8 protein-coding genes and 1 tRNA gene are annotated in these 14,802 nt (G+C 33.9%); all 9 read right to left on the bottom strand.

The features are described 5' to 3' along the window. Window positions 1-3: 3 nt before the first annotated feature. Window positions 4-2,505 (bottom strand): BREX-1 system phosphatase PglZ type A, encoded by a 2,502-nt coding sequence (gene pglZ, locus PHC76_RS12805; protein WP_300210322.1) that lies wholly within the window; start codon window positions 2,503-2,505, stop codon window positions 4-6. Then, window positions 2,505-5,975 (bottom strand): BREX-1 system adenine-specific DNA-methyltransferase PglX, encoded by a 3,471-nt coding sequence (pglX, locus tag PHC76_RS12800; protein ID WP_300210320.1) that lies wholly within the window; start codon window positions 5,973-5,975, stop codon window positions 2,505-2,507. The genes pglZ and pglX overlap by 1 nt, the downstream gene beginning before the upstream one ends. Continuing rightward, window positions 5,976-6,506: a hypothetical protein gene (locus PHC76_RS12795; RefSeq protein ID WP_300210318.1), complete on the bottom strand. Its 531-nt coding sequence runs from the start codon at window positions 6,504-6,506 to the stop codon at window positions 5,976-5,978. Continuing rightward, on the bottom strand, window positions 6,503-7,546 hold the full coding sequence (locus PHC76_RS12790; RefSeq protein ID WP_300210316.1) for an AAA family ATPase: 1,044 nt from the start codon (window positions 7,544-7,546) through the stop codon (window positions 6,503-6,505). The genes PHC76_RS12795 and PHC76_RS12790 overlap by 4 nt, the downstream gene beginning before the upstream one ends. Next, entirely contained in the window at window positions 7,543-11,055 is a 3,513-nt protein-coding gene (gene brxC / locus PHC76_RS12785; RefSeq protein WP_300210314.1) for a BREX system P-loop protein BrxC, read from the bottom strand. The genes PHC76_RS12790 and brxC overlap by 4 nt, the downstream gene beginning before the upstream one ends. A gap of 11 nt (window positions 11,056-11,066) precedes the next feature. Beyond that, window positions 11,067-11,675 (bottom strand): DUF1788 domain-containing protein, encoded by a 609-nt coding sequence (locus PHC76_RS12780; RefSeq protein ID WP_300210312.1) that lies wholly within the window; start codon window positions 11,673-11,675, stop codon window positions 11,067-11,069. Continuing rightward, window positions 11,672-12,289: a DUF1819 family protein gene (locus PHC76_RS12775; protein ID WP_300210310.1), complete on the bottom strand. Its 618-nt coding sequence runs from the start codon at window positions 12,287-12,289 to the stop codon at window positions 11,672-11,674. Before PHC76_RS12775 ends, PHC76_RS12780 begins: the two co-directional genes overlap by 4 nt. 179 nt (window positions 12,290-12,468) lie before the next feature. Then, entirely contained in the window at window positions 12,469-14,337 is a 1,869-nt protein-coding gene (locus PHC76_RS12770) for a site-specific integrase (RefSeq protein WP_300210309.1), read from the bottom strand. Between the two features lie 129 nt (window positions 14,338-14,466). Next, a tRNA-Leu gene (locus PHC76_RS12765) sits at window positions 14,467-14,550 on the bottom strand. Window positions 14,551-14,802: the final 252 nt, after the last annotated feature.

Here is a 14,802-nt window from a genome sequence, read left to right as displayed (position 1 = left end):
CTCCTAAAAATCAAAGTCACTGCTAAAAGACCGTCTCATCTGATATCGCATTGAACCGTACTCTCTATAATGAGATGTTTTATCTACTTGTTCTTCGAGTCTGAGCACCACTTCTTGTCCATTAAAATCATCTGTATTTTGTGAAAGCAAGAATCTAACTTTCAATTCTCTTTCCCTAGCATTATCAGAGGTAAGATCAAATTCAAGTGTATGAGTATCTGAAATAAGAGAACCTTCTAAAGTATAAATGCCAGCCTTTAAAACTCTTGGCAATAGTTTATCCGTTACCGCTTCTTTTTGATAAAATGTGACAGCAAGCTGACCTGAAGAGATGACTGGGCTTGAACCTCTGATAATATCAACATCCACTTGAGCTGTATCACTCTTACGTTTTTTATTAATCTGGATTACTGGGATTACTATTTCTTGCAGAGTGGCTCCACCATGTACAAACTTGCTACTAGAGCCACTTTTTTTAAGTCTATTAATTGATTTTGGAATCAATGCCTCTATGTCACCGACTAAACCCAACTGTTCTGAAGTGAATTTTTTGAAACTTTTTTCTTCATGTAGTTTTCTGCCCAAAACAAAGCGTCTATCATCATAAAGGATCTCTTCACCACTCGCAGCAACACCTAGGTAATCGCTCTCATCAATCACATTGTTTTGATAAATAAATCCATGGTCAGCAGTTACGATAATATTGGTTGCATTAGCGCTAGTTAACTTCCTAATAATTTGCTTTAGTTCTGCAAGACAATCTTCGGCTGCCTTGCACACAGTATCTTCTGTTTTAAGCTTACCAGCATTATCGATAACGTCATGATAAACATAAACGACATCATTATCTCTAACCAAAGCCCTCGTGCCATCTTCTCCGTCTTTTACCATACTCATGAGCGTCTTAGCTTTAATGGTTACACTCTTAGGTACATAAGAAGTCAAGAGCTTTTCACGACTTGTACTTCTAGCGTTAATATTATCTACGATAACTGTAGCTTGATCATCACCGCTGAATGACAATACTTTATTTGGAAGAAGCGATGCCATTCCTAATTGTGTATAACTTGGCAACATTGATATTGCAGGTTCGATAGTTGCCTCAAACATATCTTCTTGACGGATTAAACCGACAAGTTCGTCACCAACTTCATAGCGCAATGCATCAGAGATAATGACATAAATTTTTCCATTTTTATTCAGAGTAGGCTCGACATATTTTGAATAGAAATCTCTTTGCATCGGGTACGTCGGAATAGTCCATTTATCGAGTTTATCGATGTGATTCTGCCATGCATCACTTAAAATCAATAAATAATTGTTAGTGTACAAATTTTCTATAGTCTGAGTCAGCTTATCCAGTAGTGTTGGCTGTTTTGATGCTCGCATATGATAAATATATTTTCGATAGAGCTTATCGATATTAAACCAGTTATTACTGTAAAGTTGAACTCCATTTTCAAGACTATCGATATGCAAGACTGTTTTATCCAGAGTAGAGATAAATTTAGCAGCATAATCAATAGCATCATAGATATCGCTGTATGATTCATACCAATGGCTCTGTCTTCTAGCTCTTACCCAAAGGGTTACAGCCCCAGAACTAACCTTTCGCTCACTCACTGCTTTGACCAAATCACTGATAATTTTTTTATCGATGATATTGAAAAAATCCAATGCCATCAGATCCCTAAAGTCTCTATGAAATAAATCTCCTTCAATGTTTAGCATCTCTTCGCACTCTGCTGCATGAGCCTCAAAAGAGTCTTGATTTTTTCTACTATCTTTCCAGCGATTCATGAAGACTAAAGAGTCTCCATTCAATATTTTTGTATCCTCAAAATTACTATAGTAGGTGTCTTTAAATAGAGTAATCACAAAGTCTTTAACACTTACATTCTTGGAGCTATAACCGTAGTGACGCTGTATACTTTCCCATAAGAAACCATCAAGATTGCAGCGTAATAAAAGTTTGTACTTATCATCTTTTTTCTTCGCTTCTTCCGCTAGTAAGCTTTCAAGTATAGTATCAACTCTCGTATCACTGCCACATATAATACTCATCATCTTGGATCGTAATGATCGTGGTGTATCTTCTTTTAGAATAATTTTTTTAAGCTTATCGATACGCTCTTTGGAATTAAAAAACTCTATATGCCCTTGTATCACATCACCAAACTCAAAACCAAGCTCTAGTTCACTAAGCCAAATTGCTACTTGATCTGTTCTAAATTCACCACTATAAAGTTCGACATCCAAGAGCCAATTAGAAAGATTATCCTTAGGTCTTGCTTCTCGCTTGTAAAGTAAAAAATTTGTATCTTTTTGATCACGCAATATTTGATATTTTAGTTGAAACTCATTATTCTTGATTTCAAGTTTAGTGACATTATCAAATTCAAGATGCTCAAAGTCATCTCCAAACTCCTGATTCTCATCGTACCAAAAAATGATACGGTGCTTTTGGAATAAGTTATCTAGTGCTTGCTTAATTTGTGAATTCATCAACTCAGCCCAACAATTTTTTTAAGTGCCTTACCAAATTTAGGATAATTAACTTTTACGCCATCATCCAAATCTATCTCTATCTTCTGAGTAGCGAGAGGATAGAGGATCTCTTTCTCGTACTCCAAACACTCTGCGATCATTTTTTTAATATTTTCTATATCTTTTAGTGCTTTTACTTTTTCACTTTTTGGAGCATCTGCTTTTATCCCTATGGCTTCCAGATTTTCTTTTGTTGCTTCTAGCTTAGTAATGTAGTTTCTTAGATAATCATTGAGTATGACACTCACTGTATCACTTTTGTATCGGTGCATATAAATGAGAGCTTGAAAACTACCTTTTGAACTACTAAACATCCAGTAAATAGGACGTGATTTATATCGTTGAACATGATCCGTGTAAAAATCTTTTAGAAAGTATTTTCTGATACTTTTACCAATAGCATCTTCAATAAATTGGACGTTTTCTGCATAATGCTCATCGCCAAAAGTGACTTTTACAAACTGTAAAAATCGTTCACTGATATCATCGGTAAACCAGTCGCCATCTAAAATTGGGATGACGTTGTCATCATCGGCTTCAAAGGTTGGGTTTTGAATATTGAATTTTGCATTGGCTTCATCTATGGACTCGTTTTGATTGGCTATATGTAAGCCATCATGATCTAAGGAATATCTGCCTAACATAACACCAACTGCATAAGAGATGTACTCTTTTATGGTATCTGCACGTTGCAGAGCATCTAACTCTTCTTTGCTTTTTTTAGCATCATAGCGATAGTATGGGTTACATGTAAGAGTTATCTCTTTTATTGGAACATTTTGAGGTATCTCATCCTCCAATCCATATGCTTCAATGAATATTTTATTGTTTTCTTCTTCAAGCTTTTTCATCTCATCTACCTGAGACTGCCAAATAGCGCTTAAAGAATCGTAACTCTCTTGAATCGTACTTTTGTGCTGCACACTAACTACAATTGGAAGAGATTTAAAATCCCATGAAGCTTCGTATGAATCCCAATCTTTTTGTGAAATTGAAATTAACATTTTTGTATTTACTTTTAAAATGTCATTTTTCCATACAGGAAATTTTCTGATATCACCAGTTGTAAAATTTAATGTCGGACATAGCATTTTAGAGATTTCTTTGTCAATTGAACTATTTAGACTTCCAATTATTTCTTCTACACTAAGATGATCGTCTTCTTCAAGAAAAATACCTGATCCTCCTTGATCAAAAAGAAAACCTCTAGGCAAAAATCTAACAGCGAATCCACCACTTGAAACAACAGTCCATGTAGCGCCTATTTCAAAATAATGGTTTGCATTTCTTAGATTAGCTTTATTTTTTTTCAAAGCTGAACCATTATCTTTGTAATTTATTACAAAATCATGGTTACCATACCATCGTCTAAATTCTCCACCTTTTGCTATTGGATACCAGGCATCAGAATTTTCATTCAATAAAGAAATTTTATTTTGGCTAACTTCATGCCACCTTTTTAAAAACAAGTCTATATTGCCACCCGTATCAAGTCCTTTTACAGCCCTTGTAGTTAAAATTTTTGATGATTCCATTAATTTTATAAAATTATCACTTGCCCAATATGATATAGCCATTCCAGGTATTTTTTTAAAGTTACTTTGAATGAAATTGTAGAACCAACCACAATCATTATTTTTTATCGCTTCAAGAGTTCTGGGAGATTGGTTATCACTACCTTTAAAATTAGATAGTTTTATATATCCACCTAAATATTCTGGATGAAATGTATTCTGTAGAGTAAAAGTACATATTGGTACAGTTGCACCATCAAACCCTGAATATTCAAGCTGAATTAGTGATGTCAAAGTCTTATTATTTATTATAAATTCTCTTAGTTTCTCATAACTTGTGATAAACATCCATGTGAATGGAGTCATAAATCCAAGTTGACCTTTTGGTAATGCCAATATAGTATTTCTTATTATAAAAGCTGAAAAAAGGTCAGACTTACCATCTTCAAAATTATCACTTAAAAATACTTTTAGACTTTCACTCATACCCTTTCCACCCATATAAGGAGGATTCGCCACAACCACATGATATTTTTGACTCAAGTAATCTGCTTGCTCTAAAACCTGTAAAACCTTTTCATGAGTAGGAGCCAAAAAGAGGTCATGGCTAACATTTTTCTCTTTGAGTGTTTGTAAAACTACTGTTACATCTTTCACTGCTGGCTGAATAAGTGAACCAAAATTATCTGCTTCTTCAAACTGTTTCAGTGTCGTTTGTAAATCACTCGTAAAGAGATCTCTGCCGATAGCATTCATATAACTACCTATCTCCTCATCACTAAAACTGATAGTTTCAAGCTTGCAGATATTTACTTCTATAGGGTTTCTAAAAAATCTTCTTTTACTTTCACTGCGTGAAGCTGCTTTCATAGCCAGCGCAAAGGCTGCTAGTTCTGCAGCTCGCTCATCTATCTCGATGCCAAAAAGGTTATATTTTAAGATAAGCTCGGCGATGCTTGACTCATCGATTCCCTCTTCTTTGTAAATCTCATAAAGTAAGTCAAACGCATACACCAAGATATGACCACTTCCACATGCAGGATCACACACCTTTAGCTCTTGAGGCGATGCTATTTTGAGATAGTCACTCTCAGGCGTTTTAGGCTTGACGTAGTAGTCCATTTTCTCTATAAGCTTTGAACTAGGGTTATTGAGCATCCAAAGTCGTCCGAGAGAATTTTCTACCATATACTGCACTATCCAGTGGGGAGTAAAGAGCTGTGTCGCAGCGGGGATGTTTTCGGGAGTTACTTTTTTATTGTTTTTAATACCCTCAAAAACTTGATCTTTTTTCTCGGAGATATAAAACTGATACAACCATCCAATCACTTCAACATCTTTACAAACATCAGGAGTCATCGCTTCTCGTACATAACTAAGTATAGAAGTACCAGAGAGCAGATCATCAGGCATCAAAAGTTCAGTATAGTCAGCAATATGCTCAAATAGAAACGGCATTGCATGAGAGTAGTAGTTACAGGTAGAAACAATCAATAACTTATAGGCTTCACCTTGCGGATCTTTGCTTGGAGTTCTATTATCAAGTAGAGCTAGGACTTTCTCTTTAATAGTATCACTAACCAAACTTTCATCCACATGCCCCATCTTCGCATCGGAAAGAATAGTTGGTTGAAACTGCCCAGGTTCAGGAGATACGATGTTCAACTTAGTGTAGCGATTAACATCCATAAAACGCAGAGCGATAAAACGATTAAACCAGATATAGGCTACTTTATCAATCACTTGATCTTTTGAACTCTTCACTATCTCTTGTTGAAGTTTTTCAATCGCTTGTGGATGCTCTCGTCTGGCATTACTGCTTTCATGCAATACAAGCTCAAGTTTGGTTTTAACCGTATCAATCAGTGTAATTCTGGCATGTTGTGCGAATCGTTTTAGTTTGGTTGTCTCCATTTAGTCGGTTCCTGCTTCATGTTGTTGACTTATTCTAGTTACTTGCCAATTTGGAAAATTTTCATTCCAAGTATTAATATTGAAGACCTGACAGTTTTCAAAAAGTTGTTTTTTCCAACGAGGTGCAGCTACACCTAATGGAGGTAGTTTTCTAACAATTTCGTCAGATAGTTGGATAACTTGTGCATTATCCAAAGTAACAAGACTTAAATAATATACAGGTTTTATTAATTTATCTTCTGCCCATCGATATAAAAAAGTATCTATAAATTTCGATGCAAAAATATTACCTAATTTACCATTTTCCAGTTTTGTAAGAAATCTTTCTAAAATCTCTAGCGTAGAGTCTGGGTGATCTGGATCTTTAACTTCAACAAACAAAATAGCATTATCTAATTCAACAATAAAGTCTACACGAGACATATTATTTACCCCATGATAATTTGGCAATGAAGGGTTCATTTGATCAAAAACAAAAGCATCTATTGCATTAGTAAAATCAAATCTTAAGTCATTTTCTTCCAATATCATTGACCTAATCCAGCCATTTTCAATTTTACTTGTTCTTTTGTAATATCGTTAAATGTATCTGAAATGGCATTCGGTTCTATTTGAATATAACTGTCTGTGCTTTGTAGTTTAATTACTGAATCAAGATTGTCTTTGTACAAAACATGGAATCTAATATGATCATCTTTTGCTTCATTTTTTAGTAAATCAAACCATTTTAAAAATACATAATCATGAGTTGCTATGACTATTTGCTGACCATTTCTTGAAAGCTCTAAAAGTATTTCAACAAATAATCTCATTAATTTTGGGTTCATATTCGTTTCTGGTTCATCCCAAAAAAGTGTTCCAGTGATTCCTGGTGCGATAGCTCCAGTCTCCAAAAGTCTTGAAATCATTCCAGCTTTTCTAAAGCCTTCAGCCATGGAGTTTGCTGAATACTCATCATCACCAACAATAAATGTAACTTTACCTCCACCATAAAACTTGAATTTACCACCGCATATAACTTCAATCTCATTCATAGCCCATCTAGATTTTACATGTAATTTATCTTCATGTATCTCAGGTAAATCCAAAAGAGAACAAATATCAAAGTATGTTTGATCAAATGATAACTTGTAGTTTTCATAAAGACTCGTAAAGCCCTTCATAAAGGAAAGAACTTCTTTTGTAGGAATATAAGTTGATTGACTTATGTATGCAAAATAGTCATTATTTTCTTGAACAGCAATGTTTCTGGAGTTGTGATTAAAACTACATTCAAAACTTTTTTCACTATCAAAAGTAATTTTCATTTTTGCAATTTCATCCGTTCCATATTTTTTCATTTTACCAATTTTGTCATCCATTGGCATATACAATTTAAGCAGTCTAGATGTCAAGCTAGTTTCAATATCACTGTCAGATATTTTATTGTTAGTAGATAAAGCATATCCAGCTTTCAACAGCTGCGTTTTACCTGTGCCATTTTCACCTATAATAATATTAATTTTAGGAGAAAAATCTATATTAAGTTCATCAAAGACAGTAAAATTTGTAAGTTTTAATTTTGTGATCATATTTGAATCCTTTTTCCATCTCTGATTTCTCTAAGCAGTGCTATTCTCATTTTTTCCAAATAACTGTCCACATCATCTTCATTTGCAAGCCAAGGCTTATTAAAATTTAGATTCAGTTCTCTACTTTTAACATATTCAATTTTTGGCTCTGTAGTTGATATTGTTGTACTTGTAAGTTCGCCTACTACAGTCTGCGTAGGTTTTGGTGTAACAAGTGAGGATATCTCTATAAGCATACTCTGATACTCACGATCTTCAAAACGTCGTAGATTATCGCTAATCACCGCTATAAGTGTTTGAGAACTCATACTATTTATAAAATCATCGAATTTTTGCAAATAAGCAGCTTGTTGATCTCCCGTAAGTTTCGTAAAATCCTCAGAAGATTCGAGTCGATTTTTGAATATATTAACAGCCGATGTTACGCTAGTAAGCTCTTTTTGCAATGCGTCTTGAATTTTTTGCGTCAATATTCCCATTAATGTTTTCGCAGTATTTAGCTTGTTATCTTTATAGCATTCAGTATCTACTAAAATATCAGCTATCAATTTCACTTCACTATCATCGATGTAAGCAAAATTAGCTTTTTGCTTATCAAGAAATTGTACAGCCTCTTGATAGATAGTTTTGAGCGAACCATTACTCATAAATGAAATAATAGGAGCGATTATTTTAGTTTTATAACTAAAAAGCTTGTCTTCATAGTTTGTTAACTCGCTTAAGTACCACGTGTAAGGCTTATTCGCAATGTCATGCAGCATTAAAATAACTTCATTTAGCGTAACTAAAAATGGAAATTGTGATTTTTGAACTACCATTTTTTCCAGCTCTGATAACTTATCTTTAAAGCTTTGTGATGTTTCAATGGCTAGCTCTTTTGCTTCTCCATTACGAGGAGGTGCATCAAAAACCTCTCCATAAATTTCTTTTAGGTTTCTTACTTGAGCTTGAGTAAAATCAAGCTGTGGCTCTATGACAATATTAGGATGCATGCTCGTGTTTAGTAGTGCTTTTTCCAATGCTTTGTCTTCAAGAGTATTACTGTCATCTTTTAGTTCTATTTTACCTCTACCTATCAGGTGAGCTATATTACAAGCTATTGCAGCAAAATACCATCCATAAGGCTTTGATTCAAATCTTTCCACAACACTTTTGATAGTGCTTCGGACGCCACCACGTTTGTTGCTCTGAATAAATGCAAGGATCTCCTGTTCTGAATCAGCTAACGAAGTAGCGTCATTACTAAAAAGACCATCTTTTGAACGTTTTAGACACTGAGAGACATCCTTCTCAGTGTATTCAATTCCTCTTAGCATTACAAGATTTGGGTAAGCTCTTAGTATCAAAACTTGAAATGCTTTATTGATACGAATCTGCGGATCTTCACTGCTAATATCCTGCTCGTTTTCACCCACATATAGTTTTGCTTTAGAAAGTGCTGCTTTAATATTATTTTGCAAATCAGCATGTCGTTCTCTGTTTTGGTAACCCTTATCAGTAAGAATTCTTTTGATGGCTTCTTGCTGTGTTACGGATATATTTTGACGAATGTATTTTTCTGTTCGCTTATACATCAAAATATCACGAACCAATCTATCGTCTTCAGGCATAATCACAAGCAGTTCATCTTTACCCATATTATGCATACGAAGAATGGACTCATTCGCTGCATTTTCATTTAATGGTGTAATGACATGGATCGAAAGATCATAGTCTCTTCCTTGCAATTTATCATCCAACTTTCGTGCATATACATAATCTTGCGAGTTTTCGCTAAAACGTATTTTTCTATTTTTTATGATCTGGTCAAAGATAATTTTTTGAAGTTCTTCAGCTACATCAGATGCTTCTACGTCAGTATTTTTAATTTCTTGTTCAACATCTTTCTCTTCATCAGTGAGAAACTCATAAAGATCACCGTTTCGTTGTATATATGTTTGTTGCTCAAGTAAGTTTAGTGCCTCTTCTATGTTTCTACGAAGCGCAGCTTGATCCTGATTAAAATCTTCTAACATCAGCACAGAGAGATTTCGCATTGTAGGTTTAAACTCTTTGACATATTTAACCAAAAACAATGCCTTGAGCAGTCTTATCGCAAATTTATTATCAAGATGCTTCTCTGCAACAGTGATAGCTCGCTGTATTTGTGATTTCAACGCAGTACGAATACCTTCAAACATTAAGTCAAAAGTAGCAAGCTGTCCGATGTTATGGTTGCTGATTTGAATTGCTACTTCTCTAAAAACACCCAACATGGAGCGTTCGCCCACTGCAGTATGTTCACCTTCAAAAGCACCATGCTTGGAAAGATCCTGAATAGCTGATTGAAATAGAACAAATTGATAGGGGATAAAAGGATAGCTATGAATGAAATGATCTCTATCTTGAAAATTTTTATATTGCTGTGATCCATCCGTAAAATCAAACATTGTTTTAAAATTATTGACTTGTTCGTGATAAACCTTACTGAGAACATCAATCCCTTCATCATTTTTAAGCAGTAGCCTTTTTTGAATAACTTCAGCCACATCAGCACTCGTAAGCTTCATCCGATTTAAAAAACGGGCTTGAATTTTACTAAAGTCATTTCCCATTTTCTGATTCATTTCACCGATGACACTGTTCATGTCTTCTTGGGCAGTCACAATAACCCAAGCCTGACCACGACATTTAGTTGCTAGTGACTCTGCCACAGTTTGTAAATTCGTCATAAGCTTGGTATTCTCTGCAATATATTGACCAACCTCATCAACAAAAAAATTCAATCTGAAATCTTTCCCTTTTGAATCTATATAGCCAGCGACATGTTCAGCAAAATCTTCAATAGACAAACTGTAGTCGCTTCGATACTTATCCAAAATATCGGTGACTTTTTGAGATGAAACTTTATTGTATGCCTCGTCAACATAAGATGCAACTCTTTTAGCACGCATCCGTCCCCAAGCCCAATCGTTTGATGCAAGCTGTTCAAATTCAGCTTTAAACTCATCCAGCAAGCCATCAGTATCTAAATCTCTTTCAAATTGTGCAATATATGGCTGTTTACCATAATATCCACATGCTTCGTCAAATACTTTTACAAATACAGAGAGAAGAGCATCGATCTCTGTTTTACTAATAACATCAGCTTTTTGGTCAATATTAAAAAGGATACTTTGAGATGGTACCGATACAGCTTTCTTAATATCTCCTCTAAGGATCTCATTATCACCACATTTTTCAAGAAATGAGTCTAAGACAGATTTATCATCAAGTACTCTATTTTCTAAAAGAAGCGCCACCATTTTAAGCAAGTGAGATTTACCAGAACCGAAAAATCCAGAAATCCAAACGCCATTCGCTCCTTCGTAGTGATTGTAGGCATCCAAAAATTTCTCAAGTCTTTTTTCCACTTCATTGGTTAAAACGTACTCCCGAACCTCTAGTGCTAAACTAGCATCGTCATCGGCTTTAATTACGCCTTCGATTGGTCTATCTACAGGTTGCTTAAATATAGTGGCTAATTTCATGCTATCCTCTTTCATACTTCATAGTGGAATATATTAAATGCTCTATAATATTTGTCATCTCTAAGCTTTTCAAACAGTTCCAACGATGCACCTGTTTCCAAAGAGTGTCTATAGTCGCCTGGAAAAAACATCACAGTTGGCTTGTCTTTTGCAATTTTTTGTAAATTGTTTAAAATATTGTGTGATCTTATGTATGGAAAGACTTCACCAACACCTGTAATAAACATAATATCAAATGTAGCATTTTTCATTTTTTTAGCTATTTCAGGTGTAAAAACAGTTTCTATGTCTAAGATCGACTGTAATTCTTCTTTGAATCGGTCTTTAGTCATCTCTACTTCTTGTTCTAAATAATAATCCCAATCGTCATTTTCTTTTAAAATCTCTATAGCTAAATCATAAAGATTTATTTCCAAAACTGGTACACCAGACTGTGTCAATTTATTTGCCAATTGACGCTGAAGCTTTTCAATCTCTACCGTCTCTTTTGTCTTGAATGGACAAATAAAAAATGGTACTTCATTACCTAGTCCCTCTTTTTTTTTGAATCGTTCACTACTCATTACACTTAACAGATGTTCATATCTATCACCAATAGACTTGTATTGAATATCACTCATCTATCTGCCTTTTGTAAGTCGATATCAGAAATTGGAAAAATCAATAAATCATTAATGTTGTGTTTGGCGATACAGCCTATCAAGTCATTTGTCAACATAGCAGGTAAAATGAGTTTATTTGCATCGATGATCTCTGCTTCTCTGAGAATCTTAAATAAGACATTACGTAATTTACTTTTCGTTGATTCTGCTATTTTTTCCAACTCTTCATACCACTGCTCTTTTGAATTATAAAAAGTATCAAATTCTTCATTCGGAAGATCATGCTTTAGCGTCAAATAACGTTCACGAATCACTTCAACTGCAAAATCATGTATAAACACATATCTTCTGCACGTACTTAGCCATAAAAGATATTTTTGATCATGAACTGAGCCATTTGAAAGTAGATCTAACTCATCCATAGTAAGTGTTTTGAGACGTGCAATAATTTCTCTCAATGCTCTCTTAGAAGTGCTAACGGTTCTGCTCTGCAATATGTTGGATTCAAGTGCTCTTTGAGAAACTTCATTCCAATTATGGAAAATATTAAATAATTCTAGTATCTTTATGGATTCCGAATGAAATAATCCTCCCATTGTAAATGACAAGCAGTAATTATCATTTTTGCTCAAAAAAACTCCATAAATACTATCGAAATGTAAAAAGATAGATTATATCGCTTCTATATTAGATAGGGCTTTAAACAGCTATTTGCTGATTAAGATTTGTTTTTCTGAGTTTAGAATATAGTAAAAATTCTCTTCAGAAGTGCGTTATTAGAACTCCAAACAATTATTTTATTTTAAATAAATCAGTTTGTTTTTTTGAATTTTACTTTCGAAAATCCAACTGTCATTAAATCCATCTCAGTTTTAAAAACCTTAATCGTCAATTTGTTTAACGACTTATTCAATGCTACAACATCACGCTTTAAATAAGTAACACTTTCATTGTTTGCCATTTTATGTCCCAATAAAGCTGATATATGACTCAACTTCACTTCTGTGTTATTTAAATTTGTTCCAAAGTAGTGCCTAAACGAATGAAAACTGATCAAATCTTCCTCTATTCTCTTTTTTGAAACAAATGCAACCCTGAAATCACCAAAGATTCCTGAGTATTTTTTAGAATATTTAATCTTCCCATTGACCTTTGTTAAAGGTAGATCAAATAAAAGATCTTTTCTTGTTTTCACATATTCTAAAAAACGCAAATTTTTCAAAATAAAAGGATGGATAGGGACTTTTCGTATTGAGTCAACAGTTTTTACAGGAGGTTTAATATCATAACAGTAGACACCGTTCTCTTTTATGATATGCTCTACTTTCAGCTTACAAATCTCTTCGATCCGCATCCCAGAGAATAATGATATCATCGGTATATAGAAATAAGATAGGTTCTCATTTTGAAAAAAATCTTGTTCTATAAAGGTTCTAAGCATATTTGATATTTCTTCGTTTGAAAATGGGTTTCTCGTTTTTACGGCATTTCCTACATCTTTGATTAATTGCATCCATTTATAATCATTTTCAGAACCAAATGGAGTCTTTTTAACAAAGTTTTTATCGACAACACACCACTCAAAAAACTTCTTTAAAATTGTGTATTTATTTAAAAGAGTTGTGTTGCTTTGTACATCTAACTTGCCAAATTCTTCTAAAAGTTCTTCGCTGTTAAAAATTTCGTCGCTATAAGGATAGTCTTTATCGATTTTAAAAGGGAGATCTTCTTCATCATCATCTAAATTATCAATATAAAACTTCTTGAAGTATTTAGCCAGCATGAAATCATCATTCCCAAATATGGTAGCAATAAAGTTTTTTCTACCACCCTGAAATGCTGGAATCCAGACAAACGTTTCCATAAAATAATCAAAATCCTTATCGTCATAATCATTCAAAAAACGTTTATCAGAAACCTTTAAGAGCAAAGAAAACGTATTGACAAACATATACGCTTCACTCTTCATTCTTTTTGTAATTTTTGGGGTATCTTTATAGCTTTGTATTGCATCATCTTTATCAATCTCTATAACAGAATTACCCATATCAAGCTTCTCATCAAATACTTTTCGAATTAGGAATTCTATATCTTCAGCCATCAATGAATTACTTTGATTTCGTTTGACCGTAAAATATCTCATTGCTCTTTCATCATCAATTTGTAGAAGATCAGCTTCTGATTTTATTAAACACTGCAAAAAAGTTAATTTCTCTTCTTCCGTAACTAGTGATGCTCTAAACTGCTTTAACTCTGGAGTCGATCTTGCTAGTATCTTTCTAGCGAACTCGATTGATTGACGTTCTGTTCTTCGACCACCTATATATTCTTGCATCTCTTTAAGCCAAAATTCTATTGATTCTGGATGAGAACCATCTGCTCCGTTGTATTTAAAATGTTCTTGTCTTGTCTTTTCGTAAATAGAATATTCTTGCTTGGCAGCTTCTTTGTATTGATTTAACGCATCGTCTATTTCGGCGTATCGGACCATAATTTCTTCTTTTGACATATTTTGTAGCATTTTATAATACAAAGCTGATTTTAGCAAAAATGAGTTTGTGATTTTTTTTGCGATTTTCAGATTTTTTGTTTGAAGAGAAAAAATGAATTGAATATTTGTGTTTGGAATTTTACGAGCGAATTTGTAATAACCTAAATTTGTACGAAAAACATACTTCATATTGACCCCTAAAGTTGTCGAAAAAGTTGTTTAATTCAAACCAAAAAGTTGTCTCTTTTAAGAAAGGTTGTAAAAATTAAGGAAAAATGAAGTTTTAAGTCCCTAAAAACAGGGCTTTTGAAGAATTCGTGGTACCAGTGGGCGGACTCGAACCGCCACGACTCGCGCCACCGGATTTTGAATCCGGCGTGTCTACCATTTCACCACACTGGCATGTCTTGTGAAGAGGACGGAATTATAGGGACTCTTTGCTTAAAAATATGTAAAAGTGATTTTACTAATAGAAATTTCACTTTTGCCGATATTGCAGACATGGAACTTTTATTGCTTAACGATGCTTAAGCTTACACAAAAGGATTTGACGTGAGAATTACATCTGGTTCATATTACAATGATATTTATGGTGAAAACAATAAAATAAATCAACAATTATTTGATGTAAACAAGCAAATATCATCTGGTCTT

Origin of the sequence: Sulfuricurvum sp. (genome assembly GCF_028710345.1) — a bacterium.
In the GTDB taxonomy this organism is placed as follows: domain Bacteria; phylum Campylobacterota; class Campylobacteria; order Campylobacterales; family Sulfurimonadaceae; genus Sulfuricurvum.
Note: the sequence above shows the minus strand (reverse complement) of the source record. Positions and strands in the feature narration are given on the sequence as shown.

Excerpts from the sequence above, each read along its gene's own strand:
- pglZ (WP_300210322.1), bottom strand. The coding sequence starts at position 2,505 with ATGAATTCACAAATTAAGCAAGCACTAGATAACTTATTCCAAAAGCAC.
- pglX (WP_300210320.1), bottom strand. The coding sequence starts at position 5,975 with ATGGAGACAACCAAACTAAAACGATTCGCACAACATGCCAGAATTACA.
- PHC76_RS12795 (WP_300210318.1), bottom strand. The coding sequence starts at position 6,506 with ATGATATTGGAAGAAAATGACTTAAGATTTGATTTTACTAATGCAATA.
- PHC76_RS12790 (WP_300210316.1), bottom strand. The coding sequence starts at position 7,546 with ATGATCACAAAATTAAAACTTACAAATTTTACTGTCTTTGATGAACTT.
- brxC (WP_300210314.1), bottom strand. The coding sequence starts at position 11,055 with ATGAAATTAGCCACTATATTTAAGCAACCTGTAGATAGACCAATCGAA.
- PHC76_RS12780 (WP_300210312.1), bottom strand. The coding sequence starts at position 11,675 with ATGAGTGATATTCAATACAAGTCTATTGGTGATAGATATGAACATCTG.
- PHC76_RS12770 (WP_300210309.1), bottom strand. The coding sequence starts at position 14,337 with ATGAAGTATGTTTTTCGTACAAATTTAGGTTATTACAAATTCGCTCGT.